21 protein-coding genes and 1 pseudogene are annotated in these 18,238 nt (G+C 35.2%); 16 read left to right on the top strand and 6 right to left on the bottom strand.

The features are described 5' to 3' along the window. The first annotated feature begins 109 nt into the window (after positions 1-109). From Q0838_RS05485 to Q0838_RS05470, 4 genes are all read left to right on the top strand, one after another. Positions 110-988: a permease-like cell division protein FtsX gene (locus Q0838_RS05485; protein ID WP_298952208.1), complete on the top strand. Its 879-nt coding sequence runs from the start codon at positions 110-112 to the stop codon at positions 986-988. Positions 989-1,134: 146 nt separating this feature from the next. Next, positions 1,135-1,452, top strand: coding sequence for a DUF3098 domain-containing protein (locus Q0838_RS05480; protein ID WP_298952207.1), 318 nt, complete (start codon positions 1,135-1,137; stop codon positions 1,450-1,452). After that, positions 1,453-2,262, top strand: a complete 810-nt coding sequence (locus tag Q0838_RS05475; RefSeq protein WP_298952206.1) for an undecaprenyl-diphosphate phosphatase — start codon at positions 1,453-1,455, stop codon at positions 2,260-2,262. It abuts the gene before it with no gap. 50 nt (positions 2,263-2,312) lie between these two features. Continuing rightward, entirely contained in the window at positions 2,313-2,828 is a 516-nt protein-coding gene (locus Q0838_RS05470; RefSeq protein ID WP_298952205.1) for a DinB family protein, read from the top strand. Between the two features lie 116 nt (positions 2,829-2,944). Here the strand turns inward: Q0838_RS05470 and Q0838_RS05465 are convergent, their stop codons facing one another. The 3 genes and pseudogenes from Q0838_RS05465 to Q0838_RS05455 form a co-directional block, all read right to left on the bottom strand. Then, positions 2,945-5,008 carry a pitrilysin family protein gene (locus Q0838_RS05465; RefSeq protein ID WP_298952204.1) on the bottom strand — a complete coding sequence of 688 codons (2,064 nt, stop codon included), beginning with the start codon at positions 5,006-5,008 and terminating at the stop codon, positions 2,945-2,947. Between the two features lie 8 nt (positions 5,009-5,016). Then, positions 5,017-5,406, bottom strand: coding sequence for an OmpA family protein (locus tag Q0838_RS05460; protein ID WP_298952243.1), 390 nt, complete (start codon positions 5,404-5,406; stop codon positions 5,017-5,019). 27 nt (positions 5,407-5,433) lie between these two features. Continuing rightward, positions 5,434-6,738 (bottom strand): annotated as a pseudogene (locus Q0838_RS05455) (pitrilysin family protein); the annotation flags it as partial. 166 nt (positions 6,739-6,904) lie between these two features. Here Q0838_RS05455 and Q0838_RS05450 point away from each other — a divergent pair. From Q0838_RS05450 to rpmA, 3 genes are all read left to right on the top strand, one after another. Beyond that, the gene (locus Q0838_RS05450) at positions 6,905-7,375 is read left to right on the top strand and encodes a hypothetical protein (RefSeq protein ID WP_298952181.1); all 471 of its coding nucleotides are present in this window, start codon (positions 6,905-6,907) and stop codon (positions 7,373-7,375) included. A gap of 95 nt (positions 7,376-7,470) precedes the next feature. Continuing rightward, on the top strand, positions 7,471-8,109 hold the full coding sequence (gene rplU, locus Q0838_RS05445) for a 50S ribosomal protein L21 (protein ID WP_298952179.1): 639 nt from the start codon (positions 7,471-7,473) through the stop codon (positions 8,107-8,109). Between the two features lie 45 nt (positions 8,110-8,154). Beyond that, entirely contained in the window at positions 8,155-8,418 is a 264-nt protein-coding gene (gene rpmA / locus Q0838_RS05440) for a 50S ribosomal protein L27 (RefSeq protein ID WP_104514332.1), read from the top strand. 755 nt (positions 8,419-9,173) lie between these two features. Here the strand turns inward: rpmA and Q0838_RS05435 are convergent. The 3 genes from Q0838_RS05435 to ahcY all read right to left on the bottom strand — a co-directional run bounded on the left by Q0838_RS05435 (position 9,174) and on the right by ahcY (position 11,326). Next, complete coding sequence (locus tag Q0838_RS05435; RefSeq protein WP_298952175.1) at positions 9,174-9,530, bottom strand: hypothetical protein; 357 nt, start codon at positions 9,528-9,530, stop codon at positions 9,174-9,176. Between the two features lie 141 nt (positions 9,531-9,671). Further along, entirely contained in the window at positions 9,672-9,890 is a 219-nt protein-coding gene (locus tag Q0838_RS05430) for a hypothetical protein (RefSeq protein WP_104514330.1), read from the bottom strand. Between the two features lie 119 nt (positions 9,891-10,009). After that, complete coding sequence (gene ahcY, locus Q0838_RS05425; RefSeq protein WP_298952171.1) at positions 10,010-11,326, bottom strand: adenosylhomocysteinase; 1,317 nt, start codon at positions 11,324-11,326, stop codon at positions 10,010-10,012. A gap of 113 nt (positions 11,327-11,439) precedes the next feature. On the opposite strand from ahcY, the gene Q0838_RS05420 reads away from it, so the two are divergent. From Q0838_RS05420 to Q0838_RS05380, 9 genes are all read left to right on the top strand, one after another. Further along, positions 11,440-12,075: a 4'-phosphopantetheinyl transferase superfamily protein gene (locus Q0838_RS05420; RefSeq protein ID WP_298952169.1), complete on the top strand. Its 636-nt coding sequence runs from the start codon at positions 11,440-11,442 to the stop codon at positions 12,073-12,075. Continuing rightward, the gene (locus Q0838_RS05415; protein WP_298952167.1) at positions 12,068-12,799 is read left to right on the top strand and encodes a geranylgeranylglyceryl/heptaprenylglyceryl phosphate synthase; all 732 of its coding nucleotides are present in this window, start codon (positions 12,068-12,070) and stop codon (positions 12,797-12,799) included. The genes Q0838_RS05420 and Q0838_RS05415 overlap by 8 nt, the downstream gene beginning before the upstream one ends. Positions 12,800-12,823: 24 nt before the next feature. Beyond that, the gene (locus Q0838_RS05410; protein ID WP_298952165.1) at positions 12,824-13,084 is read left to right on the top strand and encodes a hypothetical protein; all 261 of its coding nucleotides are present in this window, start codon (positions 12,824-12,826) and stop codon (positions 13,082-13,084) included. After that, positions 13,084-13,713: a nicotinamide riboside transporter PnuC gene (pnuC, locus tag Q0838_RS05405; protein ID WP_298952163.1), complete on the top strand. Its 630-nt coding sequence runs from the start codon at positions 13,084-13,086 to the stop codon at positions 13,711-13,713. The genes Q0838_RS05410 and pnuC overlap by 1 nt, the downstream gene beginning before the upstream one ends. Then, positions 13,674-14,231 (top strand): ATP-binding protein, encoded by a 558-nt coding sequence (locus Q0838_RS05400; RefSeq protein ID WP_298952161.1) that lies wholly within the window; start codon positions 13,674-13,676, stop codon positions 14,229-14,231. Before pnuC ends, Q0838_RS05400 begins: the two co-directional genes overlap by 40 nt. Further along, positions 14,231-15,784, top strand: coding sequence for a DUF4301 family protein (locus Q0838_RS05395; protein ID WP_298952159.1), 1,554 nt, complete (start codon positions 14,231-14,233; stop codon positions 15,782-15,784). Before Q0838_RS05400 ends, Q0838_RS05395 begins: the two co-directional genes overlap by 1 nt. Further along, positions 15,784-16,182 carry an alternative ribosome rescue aminoacyl-tRNA hydrolase ArfB gene (gene arfB / locus Q0838_RS05390; RefSeq protein ID WP_298952157.1) on the top strand — a complete coding sequence of 133 codons (399 nt, stop codon included), beginning with the start codon at positions 15,784-15,786 and terminating at the stop codon, positions 16,180-16,182. Before Q0838_RS05395 ends, arfB begins: the two co-directional genes overlap by 1 nt. A gap of 11 nt (positions 16,183-16,193) precedes the next feature. After that, positions 16,194-17,276, top strand: coding sequence for an isoaspartyl peptidase/L-asparaginase family protein (locus Q0838_RS05385; protein ID WP_298952155.1), 1,083 nt, complete (start codon positions 16,194-16,196; stop codon positions 17,274-17,276). A gap of 174 nt (positions 17,277-17,450) precedes the next feature. Continuing rightward, positions 17,451-18,212: an exodeoxyribonuclease III gene (locus Q0838_RS05380; RefSeq protein ID WP_298952153.1), complete on the top strand. Its 762-nt coding sequence runs from the start codon at positions 17,451-17,453 to the stop codon at positions 18,210-18,212. The last annotated feature ends 26 nt before the right edge of the window (positions 18,213-18,238 follow it).

Here is an 18,238-nt window from a genome sequence, read left to right as displayed (position 1 = left end):
GACTAAAAAACAAGTTATATCGTTTGTGAAATAAAATAACTATCTGGAAATCGTTATAGGTGTGTTACTTTGTTATTTTTGTATCACAATTCAAGTAGCTGTAAAATTTATGTCATCACAGTCCAGTTATCAAAAACGTCGTTTATTCAGCTCCTATTTTTGGGTGGTGATCAGTTTGTTTTTGGTACTTTTTATGCTAGGTCTTCAAGGTTTTTTCTTGCTCAACAGCCAGAAACTGGCCGATTATTTCCGTGAGCAGGTACCTATGTCTATCTATTTTAAGGACACCGCAAAGGATGTGGACATGAGACAACTAGAGAAGAGCTTACAAATGGCAGACTATACAAAGAATGCTGTTTTTGTGAGTAGTGAAGAAGGTGCACAACGTACCAAAGAAGATCTAGGAGAAGATTTTATTAAAAAATTAGATGGATTTAACCCTATACCTAACTCTATAGATGTGAGGCTTAATGCAAATTTTGTTACCGCAATAGAAATACAACAAATTGCAGACCGTCTTGCTGCAAAAGAATATGTGCAGGAAGTAAGCTATGATAAACCGCTGGTTTCACTACTTAATAAAAATGTAAAGCGCATCTCTTTCTGGATGCTTATCGTGTCTGGAATCTTTGTTTTAATAGCATTTCTATTAATTAACAGCTCTATAAGATTAAGCGTTTATGCAAAAAGGTTTACGATAAAAACTATGCAAATGGTAGGCGCTACCAAAGGTTTTATACGCAAGCCATTTATACTGACTAGCATAAAATTAGGATTAATCGCTGCGATACTGGCTCTAGGATTACTAGCTGTTGTCGTTTATTATGCAGACGGTTTTGTACCAGAATTAGAAATACTAGAGAATTATAAGATGCTGACTATTTTATTTGTAGGCGTTCTAGTTTTTGGAATATTAATAAGTTTGATCAGTACATTTTTTGCAACGACACGTTATTTGAATTTAAAAACAGATCAGTTGTATTATTAGCAAGCAAAACCTTTCCCTAGCATTAAAGGGTAGGCTTATATAAAGAGTGATTAAAGTAAAATTTTCTCAACCTATATGGTTGGGAATGAAAAGTGAGAACAGATAAACAGATTCTGCGATTGATGCAGAATGGCAATATTATAAAAATGAAAAAAGGAATCATTAAAGAATCTTACCATAAAGCTTCTCAACCTATTGGTAAACAAGAATCTGCCGAAGCAGAAGAGAATATCAAGCCTAATTTTGAATTTGTTTTCAAAAAGAAAAATTATCTATGGATGGTAATAGGACTAGTAGTCATTGCTACAGGATTTGCCCTTATGGCTGGTGGTGGCAGTGAAGATCCTGCTGTTTTTAACGAGGCTATTTTTTCGTGGAGACGCATAAGACTTGCACCTATGATGGTTCTTGCAGGATTTGGTATCGAGATGTATGCTATTCTTTTAAATCCAGATAAAAAATAAATGGAGACTATAGACGCATTTGTTTTAGGAGTTATTCAAGGACTAACCGAGTTTTTACCTGTTTCTTCTAGCGGCCACATAGAATTAGGAAAAGCGGTTCTAGGAACAGATATAGCAAACAAAGAGGAGAATTTACTTTTTACAGTGGTAGTACATTTTGCCACAGCGCTAAGTACCATTATCGTTTTTAGAAAAGATATTATAGAATTACTTAAAGGTATTTTTGCTTTTAAGTGGAATGAAGAGACTCAATTTGCTTCTAAAATTGTTCTATCTATGATACCTGCCGTTATAGTAGGTTTATTATTTGAGAAACAACTGGAAGAACTTTTTGAAGGTAAAATAATTCTAGTCGGATTTATGTTAATCATTACTGGTTTACTGTTATTTCTAGCAGGCCGCGCAAAGAAAACAGAGAAAGGTGTCAGCTGGAAAGATGCCTTAATTATAGGAGCATCACAAGCCATAGCAATGTTACCAGGTATCTCTAGAAGTGGTGCAACTATTTCTACCTCTGTATTACTAGGTAATGATAGAGCAAAAGCCGCTCGATTTTCATTCTTAATGGTTGTTCCATTAATTTTTGGAAAAATCGCAAAGGATTTATTAGATGTAGTAAAAGGTGACACTATTATAGAAAATGTATCTACAACTCCTTTAATTGTTGGCTTTTTTGCAGCGTTTATAGTAGGGTTACTGGCTTGTACCTGGATGATATCCTTAGTACGTAAAGCAAAACTTCATTACTTCTCTTACTACTGCTTTGCGGTAGGTATAATAGCCATAATTGCTGGTCTAGTTAATTCTTAAATAATCTAGCACAAAATAAATAATTACTTTTAGCATACTAAAAATTAGAAATGCAAAAGTTAATTATAGCTCTCATATTAGTTACAAGCACTGCCGTCACGGCACAACAAACAACCGTTAAAGGCGCTTTTTTAGAAAAATGGAACAACTCACGCGATTACCTTATCGCTGTTGCTGAGGCGATGCCAGAAGAGTTTTATGACTATAAACCTACTACACGCCAAAAGTCTTTTAAAGAACAACTCTTACATATTCAAGGTAATATCAATTGGATAAACAGTACTTATTTTTCAAGACGCGAGACAGAAACAGCGTCACAAGATTATTACAGCTTTAATAAAAAGCAAATCATTGATTTATTGCAGCATACTTTTAATGACGCACACAACAGCATTAATATCACCACAGATCAGGAATTAAAAGAGGTTGTAAAATTCTTTGCTGGACCTAAATCAAAATTGCAGCTCATGAATTTACTCCAGGATCATGTAACACACCACCGTGGTCAGTTATTAGTTTACCTAAACCTTAAAGACATCACACCACCTAGCTTTAGTGGTTGGTAGATTCTTAATTAATTTCATAAAAAATGGCTTCCATCTCTAGAAGCCATTTTTAATTATTAATTAGATGTATATGAGTCCGCTTTCGCGAAAGCGGAACACATATTCATTACACTCTTTTATTCAAAGTCTGCATCTTTAACTGTGTTCACAGATACCTTTTCTACTTTAAAAGCAAGATTTTGCCCCATCATTTGTTGAGTTATAGTCATAGGAAACTTAACACCGCTGGTCGCTTTGTAATCTGCATACTTAACCATAACAGCTACTTTCTGACCTTGTGCTTCTTGAGTAGTTTCTTCAGCCACCTTTAAACCTGTATTTACATCATAAAAAGCCTTTTTATTATCAGACCATTTAATAACATAAACTTGGTTATCGCCCATCATTTCAGCACCTACAAGAATTGCTTTATCTGCTGCATAAAGTTCTGGAATAAACATAGCCTCTACTTGTGCCAGTTCTAAGTCTGCACCAGATAATTCCTGACTACCGCGCATACCACTAACACTTCCCTTGTTGTTTGCAACGACCTGGCGCATCATAGTATTACCAGCCATTTTAAGCGTTTTTACTAGTTTATCATTTTTGGCAGCTTTCATATCTAATATAAGATCACCTTGAGGTGTGGTATAAATAGCAAAGTACGAAGTAGAATTTACTGCAGCAACAGCATCTTTACCACCTATAGCTTTTACATAACTATCTACTACCGTTTGAGCTGTTAAACCAGCAGGAATTTCTATAGTAGAAGGACGCTCTGTCTCGTTTGCATCTTTGTCATAAAATTTAATCGGTACTGTTTTACCATTTAATTTCATTTTTTCAAGAGGCTCAAGAATATCAGCAGCTTTACCTACTAATACGATACGCAAGTTATCTGGGTTTAGGTATTTATTTGCAACACGTTTAACATCTTCTTTAGTTACCTTATCAATGTTGGAAATAAAGTTCTTATAAAAATCTTTATCAAGATTATTCTTCTCGATATTAATAGAACGACTTGCTACTACAGACTTATCCTCTGACTGCATGATAAAGCTACCTAAGAACTTTGCCTTTGCAGTAGAAAGCATCTCGTCCTCTACATACTCATCTCTGATTCTATTCAGTTCTTTAAAAGTCTCTACTAGGGCACTATCAGTAACCTCATTACGCACCTTTGCAGTTGCAGTGAAAGTTCCTTTATAGTTTCTACCTGTACCTATATTAGAACGTGCACCGTATGTATAACCATTTGCCTCACGCAAATTCATATTAAGGTAAGAACCGAATGATCCACCAAACACATAATTTGCAACAAGAACAGCGTAATAGTCTGGATCGCTCATCTTTAATTCAGAAAGACTCATAACCGCAAGCTCTGTCTGAACTGCGTTAGGTACATCAATTAAGTTAATTTGAGTTTCCTCTACGTCAGCTAATACTGGAAGAACGGACTTAGTAGCCATTCCTTTATCCCATTTACCGAAATACTTTTTTACTAATTTCTTAGCTTCTTTCTTCTCGATATCACCAGTGATGATTAAATAGCCATTAGACGGCTTAAAATAATTTTTATAAAACGTGTTAACGTCTTCTAGAGTCACAGAGTTGATAGTTTCCTCTGTAGAGAACTCTCCAGCTGGGTGATTTTTACCATAAACTAAAGCACTACGTACTTTGCCAGCAATGGCAGCTGCGCTGTTCTCTCCAGATTTTAATCCTTCAATAGCTTGAGACTTTTCAAAATCTAATTCCTTTTGTGTAAAATTAGGCTTAAAAGCTGCTTCAGTAAATAGTTGAAAGATTTCTTCTTTGTACTTAGAAAGACCACCTGCAAAACCACCGTTTACACTTACAAAGATATCTGCACCCAGATAATCCACCTTTTCATTAAACTCCTCCTTAGAAGTCTCTGCAGTACCCTTACCTAATAAAGCACCAGTCAAAGACTGTACTCCGGCCTTATCACCTTCATAAACAGGCGGATTATTAAGATCAAGACTCATGTTTATAGTAGGCAGTTTTTTATCTGATACTACAAGAACTTGAAGCCCATTCTTTAATACAAATGTATACGGTTTACCTAAGTTAATTTCTGGAGTTGGTCCAGAAGTAGGCATTTGTGATCTATCAATCTGTGCAATGGCAGTAGCTCCTGTAAGGAATAGTACCATTAAAAATATAAGTTGCTTTTTCATTGTGGTAATTATTTTTTTGTAATGGTAAACTCAGTTCTTCTAGATTGTTCTAACTCTTGATCAGAACAATTTTTGCTTTCACAATCTATAATAGGATTATCTTCTCCGCGCCCTACAGCTTTAATCCTGTTAGGAGCAATACCTTTTGCCAGTATATAGCTTCTAACAGCATCTGCACGTTTTTGAGAAAGAGTCTTATTGTAAGCGTCACTACCTTTAGTATCCGTATACGTTTCTGCAAGAATCTCCATCGATGCGTTTTTATTCATTATATTAACGATACGATCTAACTCTTTGCTTGCGCTAGCTGTTATTAGAGCCTTATCGTTATCAAAGTAAATCTTGTTGATTTGTAATTTATTATCTACTATCTTGATTTCGTCCACAGCAGCTTTCATTTCCTCTTTTGTAGGAGCGGTTCCGGCAAGGTAATCTAGTTCTAATCTTTGATTAGAATTTAAATATTGATTTGCAACACGCTTAATATCCTCGCGAGTGATACCTCTATAAATATCTAACTCTTGATTAATAAGACTAGTGTCTCCCATTAACATGTGGTAACGAGCTAATGAAGCTGCAATACCTTCTACACGTGAATTTGAACTTACATATTGTGCTTCAAATTGGTTTTGTAATTTTTGATATTCTCTTTCTGAAATTAATTCTGTTTGAAGCTTTAAAATTTCTTCATCCATCACTTCTGCTAACTTGTTCAACTCAATATCTCCTTTGGCAAGAGCACCCATCGTGTAAGTTCCATAATCTTGATTAGACTGTCCGAATGCTAAAACCTGAAGCGCTATTTGCTCCTCATCTACCATTCTTTTTTGCATTCTAGAACTAGCTCCACCAGTAAGTACTGCAGAGATGTAGTCGATCACATAAGCATCGCGATCTGTAGACTTAGGCGTGATATAAGAAAATATCTTTACTGGAATCTGAATGTTAGCATCGTATTCTGTAGCAAAACGTGTTGAAGTAATAGGCTGTTCTACGATCACCTTACGTGCATTTCTAGGCGCTTTGTTTTTAATAGGACCAAAATAGTCTTTGATCATATTTTTAGTAGCATTGATATCGATATCTCCCGCTACCACCAGTACCGCATTATTAGGGTTATAATACTTATCATTGAAGTCCTGAAATTCAGAAAGCTTTGCAGCATTCAAATCTTCCATAGATCCAATAACACTCTGTCCATAAGGGTGAGATTTAAACAAATGCTTATCAATACCAGTTCTATAGATAATAGCTCCATAAGGTGCATTATCTATACGCTGGCGCTTTTCTTCTTTTACAACTTCATTTTGAGTATCTACTCCTATCTGCTCAATTTTAGGATGTAACATACGCTCACTCTCCATCCATAAACCCATTTCTAGATTATTAGAAGGAAAAGTTTCATAATAATAAGTACGGTCTTGGGTAGTGTTTGCATTATTACTACCGCCATTTGCAGAGACTATATCAAACCATTTACCTCTCTCTATATTTTCTGTACCTTCAAAAAGCAAGTGTTCAAAAAAGTGAGCAAATCCAGTTCTTCCAGGCTCCTCATCTTTTGCACCTACTTGATACATTACACCTGTAGTTACAACTGGCGCACCATTTTCTTGATGCAAGATGACGTGAAGGCCATTATCAAGGTCATACTCGGTATATTGTACCTCTTGAGTAAAACCAATTGTTGTTGCAAAAGCAACTACAAAACTTAAAACAATTTTTTTCATTTGATAGTTTTTATTGAAATTAGTATCTTTTTTCTAAAGATTGTTACACGTAAAAATTAAATAAATCCCAAAAATAAATGCTTTGAACCACAATTGAGTTAAAGTAAAATCAAAATAGCTGGTAAATAGACCACTATGAACGAGCTTTGTAAGTAAACCAATTTTTATGAAAGCAACACATACTATAAAGTACGCACTCTTCATGGCAACAGCCTTAATAATTTATTTCATACTCATCGATATTATAGGATATGCTGGGCAAAGCTATCTTAGTTTTTTCAACGCTGTAATAGTAGGTGCTGGTATTTACTTTGTGATTAAGGATGTTTACAAGAATAAAAAAGAGTTTAAATACATGGATGGCTTTGTAGCTGGTATCAAAGCAGGATTTATCGCCACCATCATATATACCATATTTATGGCAATATATCTATTTGAGATACATCGAGAATTATCATTAGAATTAAAAGAACAGGTCGCAGTAGCAGGAGAAGGTATAGAAATGGCATTATTATTATTTATATTCTTATCCGGACTGGCTACTTCCATTGTGTTACCCTTAGTTATTTTACCGATCTACAAAAAATCTTGGAATACAAAGGATATTAGAGAAAAGCAGAAGCCTTTAAATAATTAAGACAACAAATTATTGTATAATTTGTTGATAACTTTGCTATCTAAGCTAATAGAACTATATTTGCAGCCCGAAATTAATAATAATAAGCAACAATTATGTACGCAATCGTAGAGATAGCAGGGCAACAATTCAAGATCGAGAAAGATCAAAAGTTGTTTGTACATCGTTTACAAGAGGATGAAGGTGCGTCAATAAACATTGACAAAGTTCTTCTTTTAGGTAATGGTGACAACATCACACTCGGCGCCCCAGCTGTAGAAGGAGCATTTGCAGAAGCAAAAGTTCTGGGACACCTTAAAGGTGACAAAGTAATCGTTTTTAAGAAAAAACGTAGAAAAGGATACCGTAAGAAAAACGGACACCGTCAGTACCTAACTCAAATTCAAATTTCAAGCATTTCTGCATCTGGTGGAAAGAAGTCTGAATCTAAGAAAGCTGCAGCACCTGCAAAAGCAGAAAAAGCTCCAGCTAAGAAAGCTGCTGGTAAAGCAGACGATCTTAAGAAAATTGAAGGTATCGGTCCTAAAATAGCATCTACTCTAGTAGAAGCTGGTATCGTAACATTTGCAGATCTTGCTAAGGCAGATCCTGCAAACATTTCTGAAATCATTGCTGGCGTAAGAGGTAATCACATACCAACTACATGGCCACAACAAGCACAGCTTGCAGTGGACGGTAAATGGGATGAATTACAAGAATTACAAGACCGTCTAGACGGTGGAGTAGAAAAATAAGTTTAACCGCATCTGAATTTTATACAGATCATAAAATAAATTATCATGGCTCATAAAAAAGGAGTAGGTAGTTCGAAAAACGGAAGGGAATCTCACTCAAAACGTCTAGGCGTTAAGATTTACGGAGGTCAAGCAGCAATCGCTGGTAATATCCTAATCCGTCAGCGCGGTATGGAACACCACCCAGGTGAAAACGTATATGCTGGTAAGGACTTTACATTACATGCAAGAGTAGACGGACTAGTGAAGTTTACTAAGAAAAGAAACAATAGATCTTACGTATCTATAGTTCCTGTAGCTGAAGCTTAAGAACGAGTTCTTTTTTAAAAATAAAATCTCAAATCGATTTATTCGGTTTGAGATTTTTTTTGTTTCAATAATTATTGCAAATAGTTATACTAACTACATCACAACTTTATAATGAAACATATTTTTAAGACATTCATTGTTAAATAGATAGCAGTCTTATATTCTATTTATTCTAGTGACAACAAGGAGGAAAGAAACAATGAAACAAAGTGAAATATAGCACACAAAAAGTTTCAGCGATCGCGTCAACGGAAACCGACGGTATTATATTGTTATTTTCAAAAAAGGGAATTCGGATTACTATAAGAGAAATGACAACTATGTTTACCTTACCGATGTAATTATCTATACTGTTTATACAGATAAAAACGTACCTTATTACCTTATTGGTGGCATTTCAAAAACTATAGTAAAACCCATATTGCTCAAAGAATTTAAAAGAAGAGACCTAAGTGTTTCAGGTATATAATTATATCATGCGACGCTTCTAACTGCAGCACCACTGCTGTGTGTACACCGCGATGTCATGGAAAAAGCTACACTCCATGTAATAATGAAAAAAACTGTAAGAACACAGTTTCCACTGGTGGTGTTGCGTTCACACCAGATTAAAAATACGAGAATAGCAACTAATCAGCATACAATGAGAGAGAAGCGTTCAAATATTTATAGAACTAAGTAATTCCTTAGGAGCGCGTTTTATAAAAAACCTCTAAATCCTGAAAGATGATCGTTGTACACCTTAAAAACAAAATTTAATTTGCCAGTCCAGCCCTACCCAATTCCACTATAAGAGAATCACAAAAAGCACCTTCTTCTAACTCACCTATATTTGCTATTTGAATACTATAAACTTCATAAAAACCTGTCAGATCCACTATAGAGGTGTCTCTAAGAGTATTGAGACTTGTTACCAATCTAGAGACAGGCCAGTCATTCATCTTAATAGAATCTCTAGTGATTTTAAGACCAGCTTTACCGTAAACACCAGCTGCGTTACCGCCTATAATAAAACCATTAAGATAAGCTGTATTCACTTCTTTTTTAGGAAAATCTGTACTGCATGATGCTGTACACCATGCGATCAATAAAACTATAATAAACTGCTTCATAATAAAAGGCTTCATTAGGTTTAACGAATATAAAGTTTCTTTATTCTAGAACGAAACAAAGGACAATACTTAAGAGATAAAAAAATCCCGATTAAATGTATGGTACATTTAATCGGGATTTCTACTAACTTTTATAAAGAATTACACTCTAATTCCTTTAAGACGTTTTTCGATCTTTTGTTTTTTTGCAGTAAGCAATTTCATGAGATCCATTATCTCTACATCTTTCGTTTCCTTGTAAATCTCATTAAGGCCTAGAATAAGCTCCTTTGCTTTTCTTGATGAATGTACTCTATCACTAGTCGACATATTACTCATCGATGCTCCTAGCCATTCATTTGCGTCTTTTATTATATCCATTTCTTCTTTAATTTTATATCGCTTTCGCGAAAGCGTAACTATTTAAAAGCAATTACGATGCCAAAAGTTAGTCAATTTTTTTGAATTTCCTAACAAAAGGCTAGAATATTTAAGAATTCTTAATATCTATAATATTCTGGCTTAAAAGGACCATCTACTTTTACGCCTATATAGTCCGCTTGATCTTTCTTAAGCTCTGTAAGCTCTGCACCCATTCTTTCTAGGTGAAGTGCCGCCACCTTTTCATCCAAGTGCTTAGGCAACATATAGACCTCATTCTCATAAGCATCTCTATTATTCCAAAGTTCAATTTGCGCCAAAGTCTGATTAGTAAATGAGTTACTCATAACAAAACTAGGGTGGCCAGTTGCACAACCTAGGTTAACAAGACGACCTTCAGCAAGAAGTATGATATCCTTACCATTAACAGTATATTTATCTACTTGTGGCTTAATCTCTACTTTAGAATCACCATGATTAGTATTTAAGTAAGCAACATCTATCTCATTGTCAAAGTGTCCGATGTTACAAACAATCACCTTATCTCGCATAGCCTCAAAGTGCTCACCGCGTATAATATCTTTGTTACCAGTAGTTGTAATTACGATATCTGCATTACCTACCACATTTTCAAGTTTTTTTACTTCAAAACCATCCATTACAGCCTGTAAAGCACAAATAGGGTCGATTTCAGTAACTGTAACTATAGAACCAGCTCCTTTAAAAGAGGCAGCTGTACCTTTACCTACATCACCATAACCACAAACTACTACTCGCTTACCAGCTAGCATGGTATCTGTCGCACGACGTACGGCATCTACTGCACTTTCACGACAGCCGTATTTATTGTCAAATTTAGACTTAGTTACAGAATCATTTACATTGATGGCTGGCATCACTAGAGTACCATTTTTCATACGCTCATATAATCTATGAACACCAGTGGTAGTCTCTTCAGATAAACCATTAATACCAGCAGCAAGTTCTGGATATTCATCAAAAACCATGTTAGTTAAATCACCACCATCATCAAGAATCATATTTAACGGCTTGCGATCTTCTCCAAAGAAAAGAGTCTGCTCGATACACCAGTTAAATTCTTCTTCATTCATACCTTTCCAAGCATAAACCGGGATACCAGCAGCAGCGATAGCGGCAGCGGCATGATCTTGTGTAGAGAAAATATTACAAGAAGACCAAGTAACATCTGCTCCTAAAGCGACAAGAGTCTCGATAAGAACAGCTGTTTGAATAGTCATATGAAGACATCCTGCAATACGGGCTCCTTTAAGCGGCTGTTCATCTTTATACTCCTCTCTTAACGACATTAAACCAGGCATCTCTGCCTCAGCAAGTTTAATTTCTAAACGTCCGTACTCTGCAAGGGACATATCTTTAACCTTATTAGGTACGTAAGGAACTGTTTTATTACTCATAGAATTTTATTTAAGAATGATAAGTCGTTGATTCTATTCAAAATCAACAAATTAAAAGCATTATTTATTTATTAAATTGCGGCTACAAACTTACAAAAAATCAATCGGTTTTTATGCCCATTTTTCATTCCCTTAACAACCGAGATAATACAGAGGTTTTTATCTGGAAAATAACTGAGACTGAAGCTTTTCTAAGATCAGGAATAGAGCTGTCAGAAAATTCAAAAAACAGGTTATTCACCATGAGTTCTAACCTACATAGGAGAGGTTTTTTAAGTATAAGACATTTACTTAAAATAGCTGGATACAGTGATTTACAATTGTTTTACACAGATAATGGTAAACCGCATCTAGAAGATGGAAGGCATATTTCTATAACACATAGTTTTGAATTTACTGCTATTATTATAAGTGACGTACCCATAGGGATAGATATTGAAAAACAACGTGAGAAAATCAAACGTATCGCTCCTAAATTTATAGGCTACGAAGAAGACTTCATATCTTCCATAGATAACGCTGTTAAGGAACTTACAGTAGTCTGGGGAGCAAAAGAATCTATGTATAAGCTTTATGGTAAAAAAGGTCTGGGTTTTAAAGCGCATTGTTTAGTAGAGCCTTTTAAAATGGATAGTGACTTAACTATCTCTCGTATCGTTTATCAAAATGACAATTTAAAGTTTGATGTTTACTTTCACGAAATCGAGAATTTTATGCTAGTTTATGTAATTCCATCACGCAATGCCTGATATTCTAAAAACAATTGAACAATCAAATCGCTCTTTGTCCATTCTTATAGATCCAGAAAAAATGGAGATAGATGCGATTCCCGCTTTCGCGAAAGCGATAATCTTCACTATCCACAACCTTAAAGGCAAACTACAAATAGATCAATTTTATTTTTTTGTCGGTGGCAGCACGATGGAGAACGTAAATTTTGACAAATGGGTTAAAGAATTAAGAGAAAATTGCAATATACCTATCGTTATCTTCCCAGGATCTCACCATCAACTATCTGAAAATGCCGACGGATTATTATTTTTAAATCTAATATCTGGACGCAACTCTGATTTTTTAATAGAACAGCAAGTCCATGCTGCAAATAAATTAAAGAAAACAAAACTAGAGGTTGTTCCTACTGGATATATCTTAATAGATGGCGGCAAAGAGACAGCTGTGCAACGCATCTCGCAAACCCTGCCATTACCACAGCGCGATATGGATTCTATTGTGAATCATGCATATGCTGCACAACTTATGGGAAATAGATTAGTTTATTTAGAAGCTGGTAGCGGCGCTCTAAAATCGGTTTCTACAGAGATAGTAAGAGAAGTAACGCAGCAAATTGACATACCACTAATAGTAGGCGGCGGTTTGCAAACTATTAAAGATATACAATGTATTTATGATGCAGGCGCACAAATGGCTGTAGTAGGAACGGCAATTGAAAAGAATATCAAATGGAATGGCTAAATTTGTAAGAGAGAAACTAAAAAAATGAAAGCATCCATAGAACTTACCATGTCTCCTTTACAGGACGATTATGAACAACATATCATTGATTTTATAAAAACCCTGCGCGAGTCTGAATTTGAGGTTTTAGAAAACCCACTTGCCACACAAATTTATGGAGATTTCACTCCTATGATGAGTTTCTTAACTAAAGCAATGGAAAAAAGTATGGAAGAGACTAAAGCAGTTCTCTTCTATATGAAAGTTGTTAAAACAGACCGTCATAATTATGAGCCTTTCTTTTAATGGCAGTTTTAGAATTTATTTTCGGACAGTATAGAGACTATAGTACAACACATATTGCATTAGAGATAGCTGCTCTCATTATTAGTCTGGTCAGTGTTTATTATTCATTTAAGAACAGTGTTTTAGTCTTTCCTTTTGGAATAATTTGTACTCTAATTTTCGTCTACTTATTATTTCAGTGGAATCTACTTGGCGACATGGTGATCAACGCTTATTACTTTATCATGAGTGTGTATGGCTGGTATTTCTGGTTAAACGGTAATAAAAACAATAAAGAAGTAGACATTTCAAAAACTACAAGAGCAGAATGGTTAACCGCGATCGCAATATCAGTAAGTACTGGACTAGCTATATATTTACTCTATTATATTACAAATAGGCTAGAAAATTGGGTTTCTTATGTAGATATGATCACTACTGGAATATTCTTTGCAGGAATGTGGCTCATGGCCAGACGCAAACTAGAGCACTGGTTAGTTCTCGCTTTAGGTAACGTTATATCAATACCTCTATATTTTTACAAAGGTTATAGTTTCAGTGCGATACTTTATATATTTCTCTTTATTATTGCCATCCTCGGTTATCAAGAATGGAAAAAATACCTCAACAAAAAGCCTTCGACGGTTTAAAAATAGTTCTTTACGGACCTGAAAGCACTGGCAAAAGTACTCTTACAAAGCAACTTACACAGCATTATAAAACTGTTCATGTGGAAGAATTTGCTCGTGATTACTTACAAGACAAGTATGACAAAACACAAACTATATGTGAGTATAAAGATTTAATCCCCATAGCAATCGGTCAGCGCATATCTGAAAATGAAGCAATTAAAGAAGCAACTGACTATTTATTTTGCGATACAGATGTCTTAGAAACCTATGTATATTCTATGGCTTATTTTGATAAAGCACCAGAGGAGCTTAAAACAGCTGTAAGTAAAAGTGATTATGACTTATATTTACTGCTAGATGTTGACATTCCATGGGTAGCAGACGATTTAAGAGATAAACCAGAAGATCGCAAGGGAATGTTCAAACGTTTTGAACAAGGATTACAAAATTTTAATAAAAAATACGTAATCATATCTGGTACTGGAGAGGATAGATTTAAAAATGCTCTAGCGGCCATTGAAAATATTACAAATTAATGAAGTTAACTGACCTACATAAAAAGCAACTCATTGAAAAAGGCATTTCTGAAAAAGTACTACATAAACAGTTAGATCGATTTAAAACAGGTTTTCCTATAGTCAGATTAGATAGACCTGCTTTAATAAATGACGGCATTATTTCTTTAAAAAAACTTAACAAAATAGAGCTGATTAAATTTTATGAAGAACAAGTACCACAACTTGATATAATAAAATTTGTCCCTGCCAGTGGTGCTGCCACGCGCATGTTTCAATTTATACATGAGTTTTTAATTGTATTTAACCCACATGAAGACTCTATAAATAGTTACATCAACCTTAATAAAGCACCAGAACTATTTACCTTTTTTATCGGGATGGAAAAATTCCCTTTCTATAAAAAGATTATAAAATCTTTAAAAAAGAAACATAAAGATTGGGGTGCAAAACCAGTACAGTCTAAAAAGATTCTGTTCATACAAGAAATGCTTTCTGAAAACGGTTCTAACTATGGCTCCATGCCCAAGGGCTTAGTCCCATTTCATAAATATAAAGACCACACAGCGACAGCCTTTGAAGAGCATTTATTTGAAGCTTCTATATATGCCAGTAGTAATCAGCTAGCAAGACTTCATTTTACCATAGCACCTGCTTTTAAAAATCACTTTAAAGAAGAATTTGATCGCATTCAAAAAATAGTAGAAGAAAAAACAAAAACTAGATTTGAGATCAGTTTTTCACATCAATCTGACAGCACAGACACTATTGCGGTAGATAGTAACAATAAGGCAGTTGTTCTAGAAGATGGGTCTCTATTCTTCCGTCCTGCGGGACATGGAGCATTATTAGAAAATTTAAACGAGCTAGATGCTGATTTAATTTTTATTAAAAACATAGATAACGTAACCACGTCTGCATATGAAAAGCAGGTTAGTGAATACAAAAAATTTCTTGCCGGTTATTTAATACAAATTAGGAATAAAACTTACCACTATCTTAAAACTATAGATAGCAAGAAAATAAGTGATGAGTTGAAACAAGAGGTAGAAAGTTTTATCACCCAACAGCTCGATAATGTACTACCGACAGATTATAAGAAATATGCTTATGAGTACCAATTAGAGTATTTATATGAAAAACTTAATCGTCCATTGAGAGTTTGCGGTATGGTTAAAAATGAAGGAGAACCTGGAGGTGGCCCTTTCTGGATTCACAATCAAAAAGGCGAACTCTCACTTCAAATTATAGAAAGTGCACAAATTGATCCTAAAAATAAAAGCCAACAAGCTATTGCCGTAAAAGCAACACATTTCAACCCAGTAGATCTAATTTGTAGTGTACGTGATTACAAAGGAAACAAATTTAATCTCATGGATTTTTGTGATGAAGAAACCGGTTTCATAACTCATAAATCTCGCAAAGGAATGTGTATAAAAGCACAAGAGTTACCAGGATTATGGAATGGCGGCATGGCCTACTGGAACACCATTTTTGTAGAAGTACCATTAATTACTTTTAATCCTGTAAAAACAGTGAACGACTTACTAAAATCTGCACACCAGCTAGATTAATGAATATAGAACAACTACATAAAGAAGTACAATATAAAGCAGTTGCCAGCAGTGGTCCCGGTGGACAAAATGTAAATAAGGTGGCCACAAAGGTTCAATTGTATTTTGATGTTTTAAATAGTCTCGCTTTCGCGAAAGCGGAACACGAAAGGATTAAAACAGCGTTATTTAAACAACTTACTAGCGATGGCTTTTTACAAGTCAATTGTCAAGAATCCAGAAGTCAGGCCAAAAACAAAGAACTGGTTTTTAAAAAACTACTTGCCATACTTTCCAAAGCTAGTGTAATCATTAAAGTACGTAGAAAAAGGACTGTACCTAAGTCTGTTAAACGCAAACGTCTTAATGATAAGAAGAAACATAGCGACAAAAAAAAAGATCGCAATTATAGATATTAAACCCTATTACTATGAAGAACTTGCTATACATGCTCGTGTCAGTTTTATTGATTTCTTGTAATCAAAAAACTAAGGAAAGCACAACAACTCCTACAGATTCTAGCATCTTAGAGGTAGAAGAAATAACTAATGAATTTGCTATAGTCATTCATGGTGGCGCAGGCACTATAAAAAAGGAGAACATGACTCCAGAACTAGAAGCGCAATACAATGAGAAATTAACAGAATCGATAAAAGCAGGTCATGAAATCTTAAGAAATGGCGGCAGCGCCATGGATGCCGTAGAAGCAAGCATAAGAATTATGGAAGACTCGCCGTTATTTAACTCTGGTAAAGGAGCAGTTTTTACGCATGACGGCATCAATTCTCTGGACGCTAGTTTCATGGACGGTACAACACTCAATGCTGGTGCAATTGCCGGTGTGACTACGGTTAAAAACCCTATCTCACTAGCCAGAAAAGTGATGACAGATTCTGAACATGTATTATTAAGTGGTGCTGGAGCAGACTCTTTTGCAACATCCCTTGATGACAAAAACATTGAAATAGTGGATAATAAATATTTCTACACAGAGCGTCGTTTCAAATCTTTACAGCGCGTCTTAGAAAGAGAAAAAGCTAAAGATCAGAAAACAGTTGCACGATTAGAAATCGAAGATCCTTTTATAAAAGATTCTAAATATGGTACTGTAGGATGTGTTGCTCTCGATAGAAACGGAAATATAGCAGCAGGAACTAGTACTGGCGGTATGACCAATAAAAAATATGGCCGTATAGGCGATTCTCCGATTATAGGAAGTGGCACCTATGCTAACAATAAAACTTGTGGTGTATCGAGTACGGGACACGGCGAGTATTTTATAAGAGCACAAGTGGCTTATGACATAAGCGCATTAATGGAATACGGTGACCGCACACTAGAAGAAGCAACGGAAGAAATAATTCAAGAAAAATTAGTGGATCTAGGTGGTACCGGAGGGATAGTTGCACTAGATAGATTAGGAAACATTTCCATGGAATTTAATACCGCTGGAATGTATCGCGCCATGATGGGTGACAATGGAAAACTAACAGTAGGGATGTATAAAGAGTAATGCGCTGTGAGTTTGTGGGTTTGTGAAAAAAAATGAAAATTCTGAAATAAACTCACAAGAAAAAGAGGAATTAATTCCGCTAAATAACAAGAACGCCGCGACGCGACAAATTAAATTCCTAGCGGCAGACTTCAGTCTGCCATTGGTGAATACAATCATAGAAAAGAAAAAAAAATGAAAATAATATCTTATAACGTAAACGGCATCAGAGCAGCGATGAAGAAAGAATTCATCAAATGGTTAACAGCTGCAAATCCAGATGTTCTTTGTTTACAAGAAATTAAGGCACAAGAAAGTCAGATAGATACAGAGGCATTTAAAGAAGCTGGGTACGAGCACCAATACTATTACAGCGCACAAAAGAAAGGCTATTCTGGTACAGCTATTATTTCTAAGATAAAACCAGATCATGTAGAATATGGAACCGGTATAGAAACTATGGACTTTGAAGGTAGAAACATTAGAGCCGATTTTGGCGATCTATCTATAATGTCTATGTATTTACCTAGCGGTACTAATGATGAACGACTGGGCTTTAAATTTGAATATATGGAGCAGTTTCTAGAGTATTCTAAGGAATTAAGAAAAGAGCGTCCTAATTTATTAGTTTGTGGTGATTATAATATTTGCCATAAGGCTATAGACATTCATAATCCTGTAGGACTTAAGAAAACCTCTGGATTTTTACCAGAAGAACGTGAGTGGATGGACCGTTTTGTAGAAAGTGGTTTTATAGACACTTTTAGAATGTTTAATCAAGAGCCTGACCAGTACTCCTGGTGGAGTTATCGTGGTGGTTCTCGTGCTAGAAATAAAGGATGGAGACTAGACTACCACATGGTAAACAACTCTTTAAAAGACAGAGTAAAACGCGCTGTAATTTTAAGCGAGGCCGTACATAGTGATCACTGTCCGGTAATGGTGGAGATAGATTGATTTAAAAAATTAAGCTGTAGCCATCA

Origin of the sequence: uncultured Nonlabens sp. (genome assembly GCF_947495285.1) — a bacterium.
In the GTDB taxonomy this organism is placed as follows: Bacteria; Bacteroidota; Bacteroidia; order Flavobacteriales; family Flavobacteriaceae; genus Nonlabens.
Note: the sequence above shows the minus strand (reverse complement) of the source record. Positions and strands in the feature narration are given on the sequence as shown.

What these genes read in the sequence shown, in the direction of transcription:
- Q0838_RS05460 (WP_298952243.1), bottom strand. Translation starts at nt 5,406, where the DNA reads ATGAAAGCTGCTGTGGACGAAATCAAGATAGTAGATAATAAATTACAA.
- Q0838_RS05435 (WP_298952175.1), bottom strand. Translation starts at nt 9,530, where the DNA reads ATGAAGCAGTTTATTATAGTTTTATTGATCGCATGGTGTACAGCATCA.
- arfB (WP_298952157.1), top strand. Translation starts at nt 15,784, where the DNA reads ATGAATATAGAACAACTACATAAAGAAGTACAATATAAAGCAGTTGCC.
- Q0838_RS05410 (WP_298952165.1), top strand. Translation starts at nt 12,824, where the DNA reads ATGAAAGCATCCATAGAACTTACCATGTCTCCTTTACAGGACGATTAT.
- rplU (WP_298952179.1), top strand. Translation starts at nt 7,471, where the DNA reads ATGTACGCAATCGTAGAGATAGCAGGGCAACAATTCAAGATCGAGAAA.
- Q0838_RS05395 (WP_298952159.1), top strand. Translation starts at nt 14,231, where the DNA reads ATGAAGTTAACTGACCTACATAAAAAGCAACTCATTGAAAAAGGCATT.
- Q0838_RS05470 (WP_298952205.1), top strand. Translation starts at nt 2,313, where the DNA reads ATGCAAAAGTTAATTATAGCTCTCATATTAGTTACAAGCACTGCCGTC.
- ahcY (WP_298952171.1), bottom strand. Translation starts at nt 11,326, where the DNA reads ATGAGTAATAAAACAGTTCCTTACGTACCTAATAAGGTTAAAGATATG.
- Q0838_RS05480 (WP_298952207.1), top strand. Translation starts at nt 1,135, where the DNA reads ATGAAAAAAGGAATCATTAAAGAATCTTACCATAAAGCTTCTCAACCT.
- Q0838_RS05485 (WP_298952208.1), top strand. Translation starts at nt 110, where the DNA reads ATGTCATCACAGTCCAGTTATCAAAAACGTCGTTTATTCAGCTCCTAT.
- Q0838_RS05475 (WP_298952206.1), top strand. Translation starts at nt 1,453, where the DNA reads ATGGAGACTATAGACGCATTTGTTTTAGGAGTTATTCAAGGACTAACC.
- pnuC (WP_298952163.1), top strand. Translation starts at nt 13,084, where the DNA reads ATGGCAGTTTTAGAATTTATTTTCGGACAGTATAGAGACTATAGTACA.
- Q0838_RS05420 (WP_298952169.1), top strand. Translation starts at nt 11,440, where the DNA reads ATGCCCATTTTTCATTCCCTTAACAACCGAGATAATACAGAGGTTTTT.
- Q0838_RS05400 (WP_298952161.1), top strand. Translation starts at nt 13,674, where the DNA reads ATGGAAAAAATACCTCAACAAAAAGCCTTCGACGGTTTAAAAATAGTT.
- Q0838_RS05380 (WP_298952153.1), top strand. Translation starts at nt 17,451, where the DNA reads ATGAAAATAATATCTTATAACGTAAACGGCATCAGAGCAGCGATGAAG.
- Q0838_RS05430 (WP_104514330.1), bottom strand. Translation starts at nt 9,890, where the DNA reads ATGGATATAATAAAAGACGCAAATGAATGGCTAGGAGCATCGATGAGT.
- Q0838_RS05465 (WP_298952204.1), bottom strand. Translation starts at nt 5,008, where the DNA reads ATGAAAAAGCAACTTATATTTTTAATGGTACTATTCCTTACAGGAGCT.
- Q0838_RS05415 (WP_298952167.1), top strand. Translation starts at nt 12,068, where the DNA reads ATGCCTGATATTCTAAAAACAATTGAACAATCAAATCGCTCTTTGTCC.
- rpmA (WP_104514332.1), top strand. Translation starts at nt 8,155, where the DNA reads ATGGCTCATAAAAAAGGAGTAGGTAGTTCGAAAAACGGAAGGGAATCT.
- Q0838_RS05385 (WP_298952155.1), top strand. Translation starts at nt 16,194, where the DNA reads ATGAAGAACTTGCTATACATGCTCGTGTCAGTTTTATTGATTTCTTGT.
- Q0838_RS05450 (WP_298952181.1), top strand. Translation starts at nt 6,905, where the DNA reads ATGAAAGCAACACATACTATAAAGTACGCACTCTTCATGGCAACAGCC.